At 70.7% G+C, this 16833-nt stretch carries 15 protein-coding genes; 10 read left to right on the plus strand and 5 right to left on the minus strand.

The annotated features are described in order from the left end of the window. Nucleotides 1-38 precede the first annotated feature (38 nt). Nucleotides 39-2576, minus strand: a complete 2538-nt coding sequence (locus OG780_RS25980) for a transglycosylase domain-containing protein (RefSeq protein WP_328452025.1) — start codon at nucleotides 2574-2576, stop codon at nucleotides 39-41. A gap of 189 nt (nucleotides 2577-2765) precedes the next feature. Here OG780_RS25980 and OG780_RS25985 point away from each other — a divergent pair, with 189 nt between their 5' ends. The 4 genes from OG780_RS25985 (at nucleotide 2766) to OG780_RS26000 (ending at nucleotide 6459) form a co-directional block, all read left to right on the plus strand. Beyond that, nucleotides 2766-3566 (plus strand): ABC transporter permease, encoded by an 801-nt coding sequence (locus OG780_RS25985; protein WP_328452027.1) that lies wholly within the window; start codon nucleotides 2766-2768, stop codon nucleotides 3564-3566. Between the two features lie 88 nt (nucleotides 3567-3654). After that, nucleotides 3655-4500 carry an ABC transporter permease gene (locus OG780_RS25990; RefSeq protein WP_328458388.1) on the plus strand — a complete coding sequence of 282 codons (846 nt, stop codon included), beginning with the start codon at nucleotides 3655-3657 and terminating at the stop codon, nucleotides 4498-4500. Between the two features lie 4 nt (nucleotides 4501-4504). Next, nucleotides 4505-5527, plus strand: coding sequence for an ABC transporter ATP-binding protein (locus OG780_RS25995; RefSeq protein WP_443062208.1), 1023 nt, complete (start codon nucleotides 4505-4507; stop codon nucleotides 5525-5527). 62 nt (nucleotides 5528-5589) lie between these two features. Then, entirely contained in the window at nucleotides 5590-6459 is an 870-nt protein-coding gene (locus tag OG780_RS26000; protein ID WP_328452029.1) for a DUF1707 SHOCT-like domain-containing protein, read from the plus strand. Nucleotides 6460-6575: 116 nt separating this feature from the next. On the opposite strand, the gene OG780_RS26005 is transcribed toward OG780_RS26000, so the two are convergent. Further along, nucleotides 6576-7904, minus strand: coding sequence for an SGNH/GDSL hydrolase family protein (locus tag OG780_RS26005; protein WP_328452030.1), 1329 nt, complete (start codon nucleotides 7902-7904; stop codon nucleotides 6576-6578). Between the two features lie 227 nt (nucleotides 7905-8131). Here OG780_RS26005 and OG780_RS26010 point away from each other — a divergent pair, with 227 nt between their 5' ends. Next, entirely contained in the window at nucleotides 8132-9655 is a 1524-nt protein-coding gene (locus OG780_RS26010) for a DUF445 domain-containing protein (RefSeq protein ID WP_328452032.1), read from the plus strand. Nucleotides 9656-9924: 269 nt separating this feature from the next. Next, a complete protein-coding gene (locus tag OG780_RS26015) occupies nucleotides 9925-10392 on the plus strand; it encodes a hypothetical protein (RefSeq protein WP_328452034.1) in 468 nt (155 codons plus the stop codon). Nucleotides 10393-10431: 39 nt separating this feature from the next. On the opposite strand, the gene OG780_RS26020 is transcribed toward OG780_RS26015, so the two are convergent. Then, nucleotides 10432-10941 (minus strand): levansucrase, encoded by a 510-nt coding sequence (locus OG780_RS26020; RefSeq protein ID WP_328452035.1) that lies wholly within the window; start codon nucleotides 10939-10941, stop codon nucleotides 10432-10434. 120 nt (nucleotides 10942-11061) lie between these two features. Then, a complete protein-coding gene (locus OG780_RS26025) occupies nucleotides 11062-11595 on the minus strand; it encodes a hypothetical protein (protein WP_328452037.1) in 534 nt (177 codons plus the stop codon). Between the two features lie 232 nt (nucleotides 11596-11827). Between OG780_RS26025 and OG780_RS26030 the strand changes: the two genes are divergently transcribed. Beyond that, nucleotides 11828-12793, plus strand: coding sequence for a GlxA family transcriptional regulator (locus OG780_RS26030; protein WP_328458392.1), 966 nt, complete (start codon nucleotides 11828-11830; stop codon nucleotides 12791-12793). Between the two features lie 140 nt (nucleotides 12794-12933). Here the strand turns inward: OG780_RS26030 and OG780_RS26035 are convergent, their stop codons facing one another. Beyond that, nucleotides 12934-13236, minus strand: a complete 303-nt coding sequence (locus OG780_RS26035; RefSeq protein WP_326787525.1) for a hypothetical protein — start codon at nucleotides 13234-13236, stop codon at nucleotides 12934-12936. Between the two features lie 143 nt (nucleotides 13237-13379). Here OG780_RS26035 and OG780_RS26040 point away from each other — a divergent pair, with 143 nt between their 5' ends. The 3 genes from OG780_RS26040 to OG780_RS26050 all read left to right on the plus strand — a co-directional run bounded on the left by OG780_RS26040 (nucleotide 13380) and on the right by OG780_RS26050 (nucleotide 16804). Further along, nucleotides 13380-14072 carry a hypothetical protein gene (locus OG780_RS26040; protein WP_328452040.1) on the plus strand — a complete coding sequence of 231 codons (693 nt, stop codon included), beginning with the start codon at nucleotides 13380-13382 and terminating at the stop codon, nucleotides 14070-14072. A 180-nt stretch (nucleotides 14073-14252) separates the two neighbouring features. After that, complete coding sequence (locus OG780_RS26045) at nucleotides 14253-15785, plus strand: ATP-binding protein (protein WP_328452042.1); 1533 nt, start codon at nucleotides 14253-14255, stop codon at nucleotides 15783-15785. Beyond that, a complete protein-coding gene (locus OG780_RS26050; RefSeq protein WP_328452044.1) occupies nucleotides 15782-16804 on the plus strand; it encodes a PD-(D/E)XK motif protein in 1023 nt (340 codons plus the stop codon). Before OG780_RS26045 ends, OG780_RS26050 begins: the two co-directional genes overlap by 4 nt. Nucleotides 16805-16833: the final 29 nt, after the last annotated feature.

A 16833-nucleotide genomic window follows, 5' to 3' on the forward strand; every position in this document is an offset into this window, starting at 1 on the left:
CACCGGTCCGGCGCCCGGCCGTCTCGTGACCACCCCGCTCAGCGCTTCTCCCTCCTGGGGGTGAGCCCGCTCAGCGGTCCCTGGCCCGCTGTCGTGCCCGTGGTGCCCGTGGTGCCGGTGTCCGTGGGGTCTCCGCCGGTCGTGGTGCCGGCTGTGGTGCCGCCGGTCGTGGTGGTTCCGGTGGCGCCTCCGTCCGTGGGGGTGCCACCGGTGGTGCCGGCCGTGGTCCCGCCGGAGGTGCCGCCGTCGGTGTGGCCCGGGGTGTGGCCGTCGGTCCGGCCCGGGGTGTGGCTCTGGCCCGGGGTCCGGCCGTTCGGCGTCGCCGGTGCGCTGCCGCCCGCCCCGCCCACCTCCTCGCCGCCGTCCGTACCGTCGTCGTCCGGTTCGCCGGTGGCGTCCGGGTCGTCGGTCTCGTCGCCGGGGTCGTACATCTCCTCGGCACCCGGCTGGAGCTGGAGGTCGAAGTCCGACACCTCCGTTCCCTCCAGGGCGTCCCCGGTGAACTGGGCCCAGATCTGCGCGGGGTAGCCGCCGCCGTTGATGCGGGACTGTCCGAGGGCGCCGTACAGGGACTTGTGGGCGCCGGTGTCGGGGTCCTGGCCCATCACGGCGACGACGGTGGCGAGGTCGGGGGTGTAGCCCGCGAACCACGCGGCGGTGTCCTCCTCGGCCGTGCCGGTCTTGCCCGCGGCGGGCCGGCCGGCGTTCTGCGCGGCCTGCCCGGTGCCGCCGTCGACGACGCTCTGGAGCATGGTGGTCGTCGTGTCGGCGGCCTCGCGGCTCACGGCCTGCCGGTCGTCGTCCGGGGCCGGCAGCGGCACGTCCTCCGAGCCGTCCTTGGTGATCTTCCGCACGAGCGTGTACGTGCCGTGCCGGCCGTGGTTGGCGAGCGTGGCGTACGCCTCCGCCATGTCGAGGACGCTGGCGGTGGCCGGGCCGAGCGCGATGGAGGGGGAGGCGGTCAGGTCGGGGGTGTCGGCGGGCAGGCCGAGGGCCACGGCGGTCTTCTCGACGCGGGCGGGGCCGACGTCGACGGCCATCTGCGCGTACACCGAGTTGACCGACCTGTCGGTGGCGGTGCGCACGGAGATGTCCCCGTACGATTCGCCGTCCTCGTTCTCGGGTGCGTAGGTGGTGCCGTTCCAGCCCCGCACGGGGCGCTGGTCGGTGCCGTCGTAGACGGTGTTCGGGGTGATGGTGCGGCCGTCCTGGGTCTGTGAGCCGTTCTGGACGGCCGAGGCGAAGACGAACGGCTTGAAGGTGGAGCCGACCTGGTAGTCGCGGCGGGTGGCGTTGTTGACGTACTGCTTGGTGTAGTCGATGCCTCCGTACATCGCGAGGACCTTGCCGTCGGTGGGGTCGATGGCGACGCCGCCGGCGCGGACGTAGGTGTCCGCCTTGCGGTTCTTCTTGTCGAGCCGGTCCATCACCTGGTCGTTCACGGCCTTCACGAAGGCGTCCTGCTTGGACTTCTGGAGGGTGGTGGTGATGCGGTAGCCGCCGCGGCCGAGGGTGTCCTCGTCGAGGATCCTGTTCGAGGTCAGATAGGCGGTCACGGCCTGGACGAGGTAGCCGCGCTGGCCCGACAGGCCCGCCGACCCCCTGGCCTGCCTGGGCGTCGGGAAGGTGACCCGGTCGCGTGCGGCGCGGGTCAGCCACTTCTGCTCGACCATGCCGTCGAGGACGTAGTTCCAGCGGGCGAGGACCCCGGCCCTGTTCTCGGGGTGCGCGATCACGTCGTACTCGCTGGGCGCGTTGAGCAGGGCGGCGAGGTAGGCGCCCTGGCCGACGGTGAGGTCCCTGGCGTTGACGCCGTAGTAGGCCTGGGCGGCGGCCTGGATGCCGTAGGCGTTGCGGCCGTAGTAGCTGGTGTTGAGGTAGCCCTCCAGGATGTCGTCCTTGCTCTTCTCCCGGTCGAGCTTGATGGAGATGAAGAACTCCTTCACCTTGCGGGTGACGGTCTGTTCCTGGCCCAGGTAGTAGTTCTTGACGTACTGCTGGGTGATGGTCGAGCCGGACTGTCTGCCCTTGCCGGTGGCGGTGTTCCAGCCGGCGCGGAGCATCGCCTTGGGGTCGACGGCGGACTCGCTGTAGAAGTCGCGGTCCTCGGCGGCGAGGGTGGCGTGCTGGGCGTCCTTGGAGATGTGCTCCAGGGCGACGTTCTCGCGGTTGACGTCGCCGTCGCGGGCGAGCTGGCTGCCGTCGGCGTACAGGAAGACGTTGCTCTGTTTGACCGCGGCGGCGTTCGCGGAGGGGATCCTGACGAGGAAGTAGCCGAGCGCGAAGAGTCCGGCCAGGAGCAGTGCCGTGCCGAGGACGGTGCCGAGCAGCATGCGCCAGGTGGGGACGAGTCTGCGCAGGCCCGTCCGCTTCGGCCGCTGTTTCCGCTTCTGCTTCGGGTTCTGCTGCGGGCTCTGCTTCGGGTTCTGTTTCGCGCCGGGCCCGCCCGGTCCTGTTCCCGGCCCCGACCGCGGGCCCGTCTGCGGTCCCGCCGCGGGCGCCGGGTTCGGGCGGGGGCCCGCTTCCGGTTCCCTGGGTGCCCAGCCCTGGCTGCGCTGCTGCGGCTCGTCGCTCATCTGTTCGCCGGACTCCTGTTTCGCGTCGTACGCCCTCGTACGCCTGGTGCGCCCCTTATGAAGACTCTCGCACCATGTGTTCCGTTCCCCGATCCCGGCACGCGTCGCGCCGGAAAATGCCTGGCGGGCCGTGCCGGGCCCGGACTAGGCTCCTGCGCTTTGGCTCAACGCTGGGGAAAGGGACGGGTTGTGGGCACGGCGCGGTTGTACGCGGCTGTCGCGGGCAGCGGGTTCCGGCGGTACGCCACCTATCGGATCGCCACCGCCGCGGGTGTCTTCACCAACACCGTCTTCGGGCTGATCCTGGCGTACCTGTTCATCGCCCTGTGGGACAGCAAGCCGCACCTCGGCGGCTACGACCAGGCGCAGGCGCTGACCTATGTGTGGGTCAGCCAGGGGCTGCTGATGGTGGTCGCGATGATGGGCGGCGGCTTCGAGGACGAACTGATCGAACGAATCCGTACGGGTGACATCGCGATCGACCTGTACCGGCCGGCCGACCTCCAGATGTGGTGGCTCGCCCAGGACATGGGCCGGGCGCTGTTCCATCTGCTGGGCCGCGGAGTGGTTCCGCTCCTGTTCGGCGCGCTGGTCTTCGACCTGGCGCTGCCCTCTGATCCGCTGACCTGGCTCGCCTTCCTGGTCGCGGTCGCGCTCGGGGTGGTCGTCGGGTTCGCGATCCGTTTCCTGGTGGCCCTGTCCGCGTTCTGGCTAATGGACGGTGCGGGGGTGGCGCAGCTGACCTCCATCGCGGGGATCTTCTGCTCGGGGATGCTGCTGCCGCTGAACGTCTTTCCGGGCGCGCTCGGTGAGGTCGTACGGGCGCTGCCCTGGTCGTCGCTGATCCAGGCGCCCGTGGACGTCCTGCTCGGCACGGCGGATCCGCTGGGTACGTACGCGGTGCAGGCCGCCTGGGCGGCCGGGCTGCTGGCGGCCGGGCGGCTGGTCCAGTCGGTGGCGACTCGGAGGGTGGTGGTGCAGGGTGGCTGACCCGGTGGAGCGGGGGGCGGGGGTCGTGGCGGGTCCGGCGCGGGAGGGGGTCGTGGCCGGGCCGGGCCGTGCGACGGCGGTCCGGGCGGTGGACTTCGAGCCGTTCGAACGGCAGGGGGCGTACGAGCGGCTGCGGGACGGGCTGCGCGCCTACCGGCTGATCACCGCGATGTGGGTGCGCTCGACGATGGCCTACCGGGCCTCCTTCGCGATGACCGCCTTCGGGAACTTCGCCGCGACCGCCCTCGACTTCGTGGCGATCCTGCTGATGTTCTCCCGGGTGGACCGGCTGGGTGGCTACAGCCTGCCCGAGGTCGCCCTGCTCTACGGGGTGTCCGGTGTCGCGTTCGGGTTCGCGGACCTCGCGCTCGGCTCGATGGACAGGCTGGGGCGCCGGGTGCGCGACGGCACGCTGGACACCCTGCTGGTGCGTCCCGTGCCGGTGCTCGCGCAGGTCGCCGCGGACCGTTTCGCGCTGCGCCGGCTCGGCCGGATCACCCAGGGGCTGCTCGTCCTCGGGTACGCCCTCGCCGTCCTCGACATCCATTGGACGCCGCTCAAGGTGCTGATGATGCCGATGATGCTGCTCGGCGGTGCGGCGATCTTCTCGGCGGTGTTCGTGGCGGGCGGGGCGTTCCAGTTCGTCGCGCAGGACGCCTCCGAGGTGCAGAACTCCTTCACGTACGGCGGCAATACGCTGCTGCAGTACCCGCCGACCGTCTTCGCCAAGGACATGCTGCGCGGGGTGACGTTCGTCCTCCCGCTCGCCTTCGTCAACTGGCTGCCCGCGCTGTACGTGCTGGGGCGGCCCTATCCGCTCGACCTGCCGGCGTGGGTCGCGTTCGCGTCACCGGTCGTGGCGGCGCTGTGCTGCGCGCTGGCCGGGCTCGCCTGGCGCGCGGGGCTGCGCGCCTACCGGAGTACGGGAAGTTAGGGGAATGGGTGTGGCCATCGCCGCAGACAGGGAATCGGCCGGTCCGGGCGGGGAACCGGGCCCGGGGGCCGGTTTCATCGAGCTGGACGGGGTCGAGAAGGTCTTCGAGGTGCGCAGGAGGACGGGGTTCCTGCGCGGTGAGCGGCGGCAGGTGCGGGCCGTCGACTCGATCTCGTTCACGGTCGGGCGCGGGGAGATGGTCGGCTACATCGGCCCGAACGGCGCCGGCAAGTCGACCACGATCAAGATGCTCACCGGCATCCTCACCCCGTCCGCCGGCCGGCTGCGGGTCGCCGGTCTGGACCCGTCCCGCGAGCGCACCCGTGTCGCGCGCCGGATCGGGGTCGTGTTCGGGCAGCGTACGACGCTGTGGTGGGACCTCCCGCTGATCGATTCGTACCGGCTCATGCACCGGATGTACCGGGTGCCGGACGCGCGGTTCCGGGAGAACCTCGACCGCTGTGTCGAACTCCTGGAGCTCGGGGCGCTGTTGGACGTGCCCGTGCGGCAGCTGTCGCTGGGGCAGCGGATGCGCGGCGACATCGCGGCGGCCCTGCTGCACGACCCCGAGGTGCTCTATCTCGACGAGCCGACGATCGGGCTCGACGTGGTCAGCAAGGTGAGGGTCCGGGAGTTCCTGCGGGATCTGAACGCCGAACGCGGTACGACCGTTCTGCTCACCACGCACGACCTCACCGACATCGAGCAGTTGTGCCGGCGGGTGATGGTCATCGACCACGGGCGGCTGATGTACGACGGCGCTCTGAGCGGGCTGCACGCGGTGGGGGAGAGCGAGCGGACCCTGGTCGTGGACCTGGAGCGGGAACTGCCTCCGATCGAGCTGGAGTCGGCGCGGGTGGTGAAGGTGGAGGGGCCGCGTCAGTGGCTGGCGTTCCCCGCCGGCCTGTCGGCGGCTCCGCTGGTGGCCCGGATCGCGGCGGAATATCCGCTGGTGGACCTTTCGGTACGGGAGCCGGACATCGAGGCGGTCATCAGCCGTATGTACGCCGGGAGGAGGGTGCCGTAGGGAGACCGCCGCGAAGGCGGGCCGGATAGCCCGCGGGCGGGGGACCTCGTAGGCTGCTGCCCATGACCGACGAACTCCCGGAGCTGCGTGCCTCCGACGCCGATCGTGAACGAGTCGCCGAACAGCTGAGGGACGCCCTCGCGGAGGGCCGTCTCGACATGGAGGAGTTCGAGGAGCGGCTGGAGGCGACGTACGCGGCCCGTACCTACGGGGAGTTGACGCCGATCACCCGCGATCTGCCGGGCGCGGTGGGGACGGCTCGTGTCTCCATGGTCAAGCAGCCCCTGGACGACGGCAGTTGGGGTTCTCGTATCGTCGGCGGTGAGGGCTCGTCCTCGTGGGGTGTGGCGGTTCTGTCGGGCTTCGAGCGCAAGGGCCGCTGGACGGTGCCCAAGCGCTTCAACTGCTTCGCCTTCATGGGCGGCGGCGAGATCGACCTGCGCGAGGCGAACTTCGCGGACCGTGAGGTCGTCATCAACTGTGTCGCGGTGATGGGCGGGTTGAACGTCATGGTGCCGCCGGGTGTCGAGGTCGTGGTCCGTGGCATCGGCGTCATGGGCGGCTTCGACCACCGCGAGGAGGGCCGGCCGGGCGATCCCGGCGCACCCCGGGTCGTCGTCACGGGCTTCGCCTTCTGGGGCGGTGTCGGCGTGGAACGCAAGCTCACCCGTGCCGAGCGTCAGCGTCTCAAGGAGGAACGCCGGCAGGAGAAGCTGGAGCGCCGGGAGGCCCGCAAGGAGCTCGACGGGTCGCGGGGCGAGGGTCTCGGTGACATGTTCGACGCGCTCGACGAGGCCCGCGACCTGATACGCGAGCGCCACGAGGAGCGCCGTGATCGTCATGAGGAGCGCCGCCTGCGCCACGAGGAGCGCCGTGAGCGGCACCGCGACCGCCGGGAGGACCGCCACCGGCGGCGCGACGGCGACTTCTGAACTCCCGGGCACCGCCGGGGCGGTGGGCCTTTCGGCTGTGCTGCCCGGGCCGTCGGCGGATCACGGTTCCGCCTGAACCGGCGGTGGTTCACAGTTCCGCCGGGACCGCCGGCGGATCACAGTTCCGCCGGGACCGATCCCTTCAGCTCTCTCAGGTCGAACACCTCGGCCATCCGCCGGAACCCCTTGTCGCTGGGGTGCAGATGATCGCCCGAGTCGTAGTCGGGCCGCAGTCGGCGCGGGTTGTACGGGTCCCGCAGCGCCGCGTCGAAGTCGACGACGGCGTCGTACACCTTCCCGGCCCGGATCTCGGCGTTCACGGCCTGGCGTACGGCATCCCGCGCGTCGGTGTAGCCGCGGTGCCCCTGGAAGGGCATCAGCGTGGCGCCGATGACCCGCAGCCCGCGGGCGTGCGCCTGCCGCACCAGGGTCCGCAGGCCGTCGGTCACGGTGTTCGGATCGACCTGGGCGGGGTTGCGCAGGATGTCGTTGACGCCGAGGTCGATGACGACGGCCTTGACGTTCGTACGGCCCAGCACGTCGCGGCCGAACCGGCTCAGCCCGCTGGGGTTGTCGGCCGGCCGGCCGAGCCCGGCGGCGAGGACCTGGTTCCCGCTGATGCCCTGGTTGACGACGCTGTAGCGGGGTGTGTCACCGGATCCGGCCGAGGCGCTCAGCCGCTCCGAAAGGACGTCCGTCCAGCGGCGGTTGGCCCCCACGGTGGAGGTGATGCCGTCGGTGAGCGAGTCGCCGAGGACGACGACGGTGCCCGTGGCGTCGTCGCTGAGCACGTCGAGCGCGGTCAGGTAGCGCCAGTACGGGCTCTGTTCGGTGTACGGGTCGGCGCTCACGTCCTCCGTGCGGTCGCCGTCGGCCACGTACGAGATCTGCTGGGCGTGCGGGTGGTAGGTGACCGGGCCGGACGGGGTCGGCGAGTACGTCGTGACGAGGACGTCCACGCCGTGCGGGATGCGCACGCGTACGGCGTCGCTCATCACCTGCCTGCCGACCGGGATCACGGCGGTCGTGGCGCCGCCGAACGTGAGGCGGCGCATGGTGTCGGCCGTGGCGGCGGCGTTGTTCGCGGTCGCGGCGACGGCGATCGTGGCGTGCGCGATGACCAGCGGCTTCTGCCCGTAGAGATTGGACAGCGTGATGCGGGCACTCGTACCCCCGGCGGCCGTGTGCACGACGTTGCGCACGGAGCGGCCCACCAGTCCACCGGGCTCCGTGCCGGGCTCGGGTCCGACCGGGGAGGCGGACCAGGCGCCGACCCAGGTCCCGGTGGAGGCGGGAGCGGCGTCGTGCGACGTGCGGCCACTGGCGACGGCCGCCTTGGCGTCGCTGCCGTCGTCCGCCGAGACACCGATGTAGATGGCGGCGGAAAGGACCACGACCACGGCAAGGATCGCGGCGAGCAGGGCATAACCGTGACGCTTGGTCATGCGGTGCGTGTCTCCTCGGGCGAGGGAGCCCGAGGCTCCGATGTGATCACTCCATGATGCGTCATGGAGCGCGAGGACTCCGACGCACCCCTAGGGGACCCCCTGGTCGATTCCCCATCCGAACAGACGCCGGGAACTCCTGTGTCGTTCCAGGAGTCGGTGAGGAAGAGAGGGAGAAAGGGACAATGGGTACGGTGCGTGACGTGGCCTGCGAACGGGTGGAGTGAATGGGACGCACGAATTCGGGTGACGAGGACGGCACGGAGCAGCATGCCCGTCCCGGCGACGCCGCGAACGCCGCCGAGGCCGTGACCGCCGGGGAGGATGCCGCGAAGGCCGTCGGCGCCACGGAGGCGGCGGACGCCGGTGCCGCTGCCGCGAAGGCCGCACAGGCAACTGGTGCCGCGAACGCCGCGGAGGCGACCGGTGCAGCGAAGGCCGCCGGAGCCGAGAACGACCGGAGGCCCGCCGCGGCGCCGGGCCGGGCGATGAACACGTTCAGCCCCGCCGACGAGGAGAAGCGCCGCGGGGTGCGCCGGATGAAGGCGACCGCCACCGGCCTGCTGCTCTTCGTCGCCCTCGTCTACGTCCTGGCGAAATGGGCCTCCGACGGGGGCGCGGGCGCCTGGGCCGGCTATGTCGCGGCGGCCGCCGAGGCGGGCATGGTCGGCGCGCTGGCCGACTGGTTCGCGGTCACGGCCCTCTTCCGGCACCCGCTCGGCCTGCCCATCCCGCACACAGCGATCATCCCCAAGAAGAAGGATCAGCTGGGCGTCTCGCTGGGCGAGTTCGTCGGCGAGAACTTCCTCTCCGAGGACGTCGTCCGCCAGCGGCTGCGCGCGGTGGGCATCGGCAGCAGACTGGGCGCCTGGCTCGCCGATCCCGAACACGCGGACCGGGTCACGGCCGAACTGGCCGCCGCGCTCAGAGGCGCGCTGACCGTGCTGCGCGACTCCGACGTCCAGGCCGTCGTCGGGGAGGCGATCACCCGCCGCGCCGACGCCCAGGAGATCGCGCCCGGCATAGGGAAGATGCTGGAGAAGATCGTCGTGGACGGCGGCCACAAGCGGTTCGTCGACCTGGTGGTCTCCCGCGCGCACGACTGGCTGGTGTTCCACGACGTCCAGGTGATGGACGCAGTCCAGGGCGGCGCGCCCGGCTGGACCCCCCGGTTCGTCGACAAGAAGGTCGGCGAGCGGGTCTACAAGGAACTGCTCCGCTTCGTCACCGAGATGCGCGACTCCCCGACCCACCCGGCCCGCGGCGCCCTCGACCGCTTCCTCACCGACTTCGCCTCCGATCTGCAGTCCGACACCGACACCCGCGCGCGCGTGGAGCGACTCAAGGGCGAGGTGCTGGGCCGTGGCGAGGTCCAGGACCTGATCGCCTCCGCCTGGACGGCCGTACGGTCGATGATCGTGTCCGCTGCCGAGGACGAGCGCAGTGAGCTGCGGCTGCGCGTGCGGGCCTCCCTGCTGTCCCTCGGCGCCCGGATGGCCACCGAACCCAAACTCCAGGCCAAGGTGGACAGTTGGGTGGAGGGTGCCGCCGTGTATGTCGTGACGACGTACCGCAAGGAGATCACCTCGCTCATCACGGACACGGTCGCGGGCTGGGACGCCGAGCACACGACCAGGAAGATCGAGGCGAACATCGGCCGTGACCTGCAGTTCATCCGGATCAACGGCACGGTGGTCGGCTCGCTGGCCGGACTGCTGATCTACGTGGTGTCACGGGCGCTGGGGGCGTAAGCGGGCGGAGGCCGGGAACCCGGGCGGGCCTCGCCCGACGGAGGGGGAACCTGGGCGGGGCCTCGCTCGCCGGAGAGGGAACCCGGGCGAGGTTCGCTCGACGAAGAGTGGCACCCACGTCCGCGCTCGCGTTCCAGATCGACGCTTCCCTGAAGTGCGCCACGGTAAGACCGACCGGCACGAGAGGCCCGTACGAGCTCCTTCAGGGGTGCCGTTTCTGAGTACGCGTACTCTGTCGCCGCACCGCCGGGCGCGGAACCCTCCTACGCATGACCGAGAAACTGCTCCGCCCCTTGCGAACGCGCCCCTGGCCGGAACGCTGGCTGACGCGTGTCCTCGGCGCCGCCCTCTCCTGCGCGGCGTACCTTCTCTGCCTCCCCTGGGACCTGCGCAACCGCCCCGAGACGCCGGGCTCCGCCGCGGAGACCACCCCGGTGACGGGTACCGGCGTCCTCGCCCTCGCCGCGATCCTGCTGCTCCTGGCCGTCCACTTCGGACTTCGGGACGCGCTGGCCTGGCCGTTGCTCCTGGTCGCGGCACCCCCGGCGGCCCTGCTCCACATGTCGCTGCGGACCCATCCCGGCCCCCCGGACGGCTTCGCCCAGGTGTGGCCGCTGACCTGGGCCGCCGTCACGCTGCTCGGGGCCGCCGCCGTCCTGGTCACGAGCGCGGTGGCACGGCAGTTCAGGACGGACCTGGCGGACGCCCTGGAGGAGGAACTGGTCCTGGCCGGCTGACGGTGGGACACGCAGGCCGGCCAGGCGGCACCGGCGCGCTCATCGGCCGTAGAAGTACCGCGAGCTCTTCTCGTTGAAGTACGAGGCGTAGATGCGCCCGAGCACCGGCTTGCCGCGGTACATCCCCACGTACTGACGCGAACTGTCGACCACGACGGGCCGGGTCATACAGGCGAACTTGACCCGCTGCTGGGCCTCCGCCCACTGCACGGCCGCCGGATCGACCCTGTCGCTGACCAGCAGCGGGAAGGCGCCGATGCCGTTCTGGAAGCCGACGGGCAGACCGCCCTTGGTGTCCTTGGCGTACTTCATCACCTGGTCGGTGAAGCCGGAGATGGTCTGCACGGTTATCTCCGGGACGGCCGCGGCCACCGTGAACAGATGTAGCTTCGTCCCCATCCAGCGCAACCGGAACTCGGCCCGCCGCCCCACGAGCACGGGCACCCCGGCCCAGTCCTCCCAGCGCGTGGCGCATCCGTCGGCGGTCAGCTGCCGCTCCAGGAAGGTCAGATAGGTGCCCGGTGCGGTTTGCTGCTGGTTCGCGTCCATGGCGGGGATCCTAGGGTCCCGGGACACCGACCGGAACGGGTGGGCGGGGTTCCGGTCAGGGGAGCCGACGTGTCGGACCGGGTGAGGCGGACGGGGGAGCCGGCCGTCGGGGCCGATCGGCTAGGCGCCCGTCGTGGACCCCGGCCGGATGATCATCAGGACGGTGACGGTGGCCCACAGCAGGTTGAAGATCCCGGTGAACATGGCGAGCCGGACGGTCGCCGCGCGGTCCACGGCCGTCTCGCGGAGCGTCCCCTCCTGGAGCACGCCTTCGGGGAGGGCCGCCTCCCGGCCGCCCTGCTGAGCACCCGCGTTCCCGGCGCCCTCCAGGATCGCGCTCTGCCGGGGCAGTACCAGTGCGGCGAGGACCACGGCCGCGGCCGCCGTCAACGCGATCGAGACGATCAGCCAGGTGTCGCCGAGCACACCCATGTCGCTCGCCGTGGCGAACCCGAACACGGGCACGACGACGCCCGCCACGGCGTACACCTGGCAGATGCGGTGCAGCAGCCGGGCGGTGGCGAGGGCGCTCGGGTCGTCCGGCGCTTCGAGAACCTTGCGCGCGGCCGGCGGGAACATGCTCGCGGCGACGGTGACGGGCCCGATGGCGACGATCGCGGCGATGACATGGACGGCGAGGAGGAACTTGGTCACGGGGTGACGGTAGAGGGCGGGCGGATCATGGAGAAGTGGCACTTTTGCCAGGGGGCAACGGATTCCGGCCAGAGCCTGTCGGCCAGCCCCACCCGGGGGGAGGGTGCGGCGGTCGCACGGCCACGGGCTTACGTAGCCCGGCGTACGGCATGACGAGAACCTGGCATGACGAGAACCTGGCATGACGAGAACCCGGTATGACGAGAACCCGGTGTATGCCTACGCTCTGGCCATGCACACCGTGGCCGTACTGGCACTCGACCAGGTCATCCCGTTCGATCTCGCCGCCCCGATCGACGCCTTCGGCTGGGCCCGGCTGCCCGACGGCCGCCCGGCCTACCGGACCCGGGTGTGCTCGGCCACGGCGGACGCGGAGGTGAGCGCGGGAGCGTTCACGCTGCGCGCCCCGTACGGCCTGGAGGCGCTGGCCGACGCGGACACGATCGTCCTGCCCGGCGTCGCCGACCCGTCCGCACCTCTCCCTCCGGGCGTCGCGGAGGCGCTGCGCGCGGCGGCCGCGAACGGCACCCGGATCGTCTCGATCTGCGTCGGCGCCTTCGTCCTCGCCGCCACCGGCCTGCTGGACGGACTGCGCGCGACCACGCACTGGGTCGCGGCCGGGGAGCTGGCGGCCAGGCACCCGGCGGTGACCGTGGACCCGAACGTGCTCTACGTCGACAACGGCCAGTTCCTGACCTCGGCGGGCGCGTCGGCGGCGCTGGACATGTGCCTGCACATGATCCGCAAGGACCACGGCTCGGCGGTCGCCGCACACGCCGCCCGGATGTCCGTGATGCCCCTCGAACGGGAGGGCGGCCAGGCCCAGTTCATCGTCCACACCCAGCCGCCGGTACCGGCGGGCACGGCCATGGAGCCGCTGCTCGGCTGGCTGGAGGAGAACGCCGACCGGGAGCTGACCCTGGAGGACATCGCGGTCCACGCCGGCATGAGCACCCGCACCCTCAACCGCCGCTTCCGCGAACAGACGGGCACGACACCGCTCCAGTGGCTGCACCGGGCCCGGGTGCGCCGCGCCCAGTACCTCCTGGAGACGACCACGTACCCGGTCGAACGCATCGCGTCCCAGGCGGGCTTCGGCTCCCCGACGGCTTTCCGGGACCGCTTCAAACGGGTGGTGGGGACGAGCCCGTACGCGTATCGGCGGGCGTTCCGGGGGGTGGAGGAGCCGGCCTCCTGAAGCGTGGGCATGGGTGTGACCCTGGGCAGGGAGGCGGCACTGGGCGTGGCTCCGGTCCTGGGCGTGACGCAGTGCGTGGGGCCCTGGGTATGAGATGCCCCGGCCCGTGGACCGGGTCTGAGCCGGGACCGGCGCTCGGCTCAGGCGCGCCGGTCGGCCACGGCCCAGGAGGCGAGGGCCATGGCACCGGCGACACCGAAGACGGCGGGCCAGGCGCCCACCTTCTTGGCCAGCGGATGCGACCCGGCGAACGCGGCGACGTACCCGGCGGTCAGCACCCCGGCGGCCACCCCGCCGGCCTCCTGCTTCCACTGCCGCGCGGCGGTGACACCGGCGGCGGCGAGCACGACCCCGCCGAGCTGCCGCTTCCTCGTCCACCGGGCGACGCCGTACCCACCGACAAGCCCCGCGGCGGCCACCATCGAGGCCGGTACCTTCGCCATTACTGCCTCCTTGTTCGTTCTCCGAGGCTAACCCCCGGTCCGAGCCCGACGGGCGCGCGGGTGGCCGCGGGCGGGGTGACACCGGACCGCGGGTCCGGGGCCGCCCCGAACCGACTCTCGGTGGCACTCGATTGGATGGCCGTATGACAGCCCGAGACATCGCCGCCGCCCTGCCCGACATCGACTCCCTGAAGGATCTCTGCCGATCGATGGCCATGGCCGAGGCGATACTGAACCCGGACGGCGAGCGCTTCTACTCGTACAGCGCCGAGTGGTCCGAGACCGAGCAGGTGGCCTCCATGCGCAACGGCTCGGGCGACGAGTTCGACAGCGTCTTCGCTCCCGTCGGGGCATACATCCGCGGCTTCGACCACGAGTCCCCTTTGAGCCCGTACCGGCACGAGGACGTGCCGGAGCCCTGGCCAGGAGTGCTGGACTCGGTGCCCGAGGCTTTCCGCCGCTACGTCGACGAGCCCGCCTTCACGGACGAGGACGGCTGCCCTGTGATGACGGCGTGCCTGTGGCGCGAGACGGGCGCCCCGTCCTGGCAGACGGGCCGGATCACCTTCCCCGACGACCACCCGGACCCCGACGGCTCGGCCTGGCTCTTCGAGCTCCTGCTCACCCCGACCCCGGAGGCGTTCCAGGCGTTCGCCGAGGACTACTACGAGGTGCCGGTGGACATCGAGGCACTTCGCCACATCTACGACCTGCGTCCGCTCGGGCTGCCCCAGATCATCGCACTCAACCCGTCGGCCCCGGTCGAGTCGGTCGCCGTGGCAGCCGGAACCATCGGGTATCCGTTGATGGGGGACGTGCTGTCGGACGCTCGATGACTGCCCTCCACTGCCCATGAGTTCTCGCGGACATCACGTACACGAGGCGGAGGCGGAGGGCGTCGGGTCGAAGATGCCCTTTCGCAGACCGTTGCCTCAGGCATGGACTACCGTTTTGTCTGCGTTGCATCATGATGCTCGATCTCGGTCGCGATCGAGTGGACACGGCAAAGGCAGGACATGGTCAGTCAGTGGCAGTTCGACATCCCCACGGCAGGCAGCAAGCGCCTGCCACCGGACGGACGCTACATGGAAGCGCTCAGCAGTCAGGGATACGGCTTCGAGGCCGCCATCGCCGACCTGATCGACAACTCCATCGATGCCGGAGCCGAGAACGTTCTGGTCCATTTCCTGCGCGACGGCGACAGCCTCGTCAGCCTCGTGATCGTCGACGACGGCAAGGGTATGGACGAGGGCGAACTGGACGTGGCGATGACGGTGGGTGGCCGTCGTGGATACGACGCCAAGGCCCTCGGCATGTTCGGCACCGGTCTGAAGTCCGCGTCGCTCAGTCACGCGGAATCGGTGACCGTGGTGAGCCGAACCAAGCGAAGTCGCCCCGTCGGGCGGCGGTGGCTCATGGAGCGCGCCAAGCACGGTTTCGAGTGCGACATCATCGACCCGACGTACGCCCAGGATTTCATCGACTTCTATCAAGGGTGTCCGATCGCCTTCCAAGGCACCATCGTTCGCTGGGACGGTGTAAGGGACTTCCCGCAGCACGGTGGTGGCGGCCAGACGGACCGCTATCTGCACCGCACCGTCAACAAGCTCGGCCTGCATCTGGGATTGCACCTTCACCGTTTTCTGGCTCGGAACGACTTCCACATCACCATTTCGGTCCAAGACGTGAGGACCGGGATCGAGTATGCCAACTACGGGGTGGTGCCGCTCGACCCCTTCGCCTACCCCGTCTCGGGCGATCCGGACTATCCGCGCACGTTCAGTGCGGACATCCCCGGGCTGGGACCTGTCCTCATGGAGTCCCATATCTGGCCGCCGCGCTCGTCGCTCGACGAGTACAAGGCGTTCGGGACGGTTCTGGAGCGAGCGGGCTTCTATTTCTACCGAAACGACCGACTCGTCCAAGCGGGCGGTTGGAACAACTACCGGCAACCGGAGCAGCATTTGGCCCTGGCTCGGGTGGCCGTGGATCTGCCCGACGACCCCGACGGCAAGGTGTTCCGCCTGACGGTCAAGAAGGACGGAGTGCAGGCCTCACCCGAATTCGCCGACTCGCTCGACACGGCCCCCGATGCCGAGGAGCGTGTGTTCGCCGCCTATCTCGTCGACGCGGAACGCGTGTACCGGGAGGTACGCAGGCACGCCGGTATCGCGCGCAAGGCCGCCGTCCCTCCGGGGCGTGGCATGGATCCACAGGTGCGCCAGGTCGTGGAGGAGGAACTGCCGATGCTCGCCCACGAAGGCCCTCTGCAGTTTCGCTGGCAGAAGCTTCCCACCGACACGTTCTTCGAGATCGATCAGGAAGACAAGGTGCTCCTGCTCAACCAGCACTATCGTGCCGCTCTGCTCGGAGGACGCGCGGGATCCCTGAACGACGCCCCTGTGGTGAAGGCCCTCATGTACCTCCTCATGCAGGACGCCTTCCAACGCGAACGTATAGGCAGCCGGCTCAAGGACAACATCGAGCTGTGGCAGTCGGTCCTCGTGGCCGCCGCCCGCGCCGAGCTGGACCGGATGGCCGACTCGTGACCGGCGTCGGCGTCAATGAGTCCGGGGCTCTGGGCGGCGTACCCGCAGCCGCGCACGTTCCCTCGGCGGCGCTCCCCTGGACCACGGTCGAGCACTATCTCGGACGCGGTCTGGGCGCCAGCTATCGCCTGTCGGAGGTCGGCAGGCCGCTCGTCTCCTATGAGATCCAGGGTGGTGGTCGAGGCGTCGCCCTGCACGTGGAGCTGGCGGGCACTCATCGTCCGCCCATCTCGCCGTTGCCCGCCGTTCGCATCGATCCGATCGTGCACGAAGGCCGCCGCATGGCACGTCTCGCCACGACGGAGGCGGATCTCGTACGAGACTTCCACGACCTCCTGTTGGCGGTCGCGGACCGCATGGTCGGCGACGGGCTGACCTTCGACCGCGCCTTCGACGAGACGGTGCACGCCTGGAGCGCTTTGCTGGGACGTCCACGCGGATTGTCGCTGGAGCGTCGTCTCGGTCTGCACGGCGAATTGGCCGTTCTGGGGCGGTTGGCGCAGAGCCACGGCTGGGGTACGGCCCTGGACGCCTGGGTGGGTCCACAGGGCGAGGAACACGACTTCGCGCTCTCTGAGGTCGACCTGGAGATCAAGACCACGGCGTCCGAGGCGCGACGGCACACGGTTCACGGGCTCGGGCAGCTCGCCGAGACCGCCGGGCGACCGCTGTGGTTCGCGTCCCTGCGCCTCACCCGCGGAGGTGCGACAGGTCGTACGTTGCGTGAGTCGGCCAAGGCCGCCCGAGACGCGGCGGCGGCCGAGAACATCGCCCTGGGGCGACGAATGGACCGAGGGCTCACGGCCTCCGGCTACGATCCCGACCAGCCCGACGACGAGCGCTGGACCCCGAGGGACAGCCCTCTGGTGATGCGGGCCTCGACCATGCCGCGTCTCACGGAGGACGACCTTCCCGCCAACGACGGACGCATCACCCGTGTCACCTACGTCGTCGACGTCACCGGACTGCCTGCGTCCGCCGCGCCGCCAGTCGACCTGAGCGACCTCGGCCTCCTCTGACCACTCTCGGGCTCGGAGTCACCGCCCAC

The organism is Streptomyces sp. NBC_00386, assembly GCF_036063235.1.
Taxonomy (GTDB): Bacteria; Actinomycetota; Actinomycetes; order Streptomycetales; family Streptomycetaceae; genus Streptomyces.

What these genes read in the sequence shown, in the direction of transcription:
- OG780_RS25980 (WP_328452025.1), bottom strand. Translation starts at nt 2,576, where the DNA reads ATGAGCGACGAGCCGCAGCAGCGCAGCCAGGGCTGGGCACCCAGGGAA.
- OG780_RS25995 (WP_443062208.1), top strand. Translation starts at nt 4,505, where the DNA reads ATGGGTGTGGCCATCGCCGCAGACAGGGAATCGGCCGGTCCGGGCGGG.
- OG780_RS26000 (WP_328452029.1), top strand. Translation starts at nt 5,590, where the DNA reads ATGACCGACGAACTCCCGGAGCTGCGTGCCTCCGACGCCGATCGTGAA.
- OG780_RS26005 (WP_328452030.1), bottom strand. Translation starts at nt 7,904, where the DNA reads ATGACCAAGCGTCACGGTTATGCCCTGCTCGCCGCGATCCTTGCCGTG.
- OG780_RS26010 (WP_328452032.1), top strand. Translation starts at nt 8,132, where the DNA reads ATGGGACGCACGAATTCGGGTGACGAGGACGGCACGGAGCAGCATGCC.
- OG780_RS26015 (WP_328452034.1), top strand. Translation starts at nt 9,925, where the DNA reads ATGACCGAGAAACTGCTCCGCCCCTTGCGAACGCGCCCCTGGCCGGAA.
- OG780_RS26020 (WP_328452035.1), bottom strand. Translation starts at nt 10,941, where the DNA reads ATGGACGCGAACCAGCAGCAAACCGCACCGGGCACCTATCTGACCTTC.
- OG780_RS26030 (WP_328458392.1), top strand. Translation starts at nt 11,828, where the DNA reads ATGCACACCGTGGCCGTACTGGCACTCGACCAGGTCATCCCGTTCGAT.
- OG780_RS26035 (WP_326787525.1), bottom strand. Translation starts at nt 13,236, where the DNA reads ATGGCGAAGGTACCGGCCTCGATGGTGGCCGCCGCGGGGCTTGTCGGT.
- OG780_RS26040 (WP_328452040.1), top strand. Translation starts at nt 13,380, where the DNA reads ATGACAGCCCGAGACATCGCCGCCGCCCTGCCCGACATCGACTCCCTG.
- OG780_RS26045 (WP_328452042.1), top strand. Translation starts at nt 14,253, where the DNA reads ATGGTCAGTCAGTGGCAGTTCGACATCCCCACGGCAGGCAGCAAGCGC.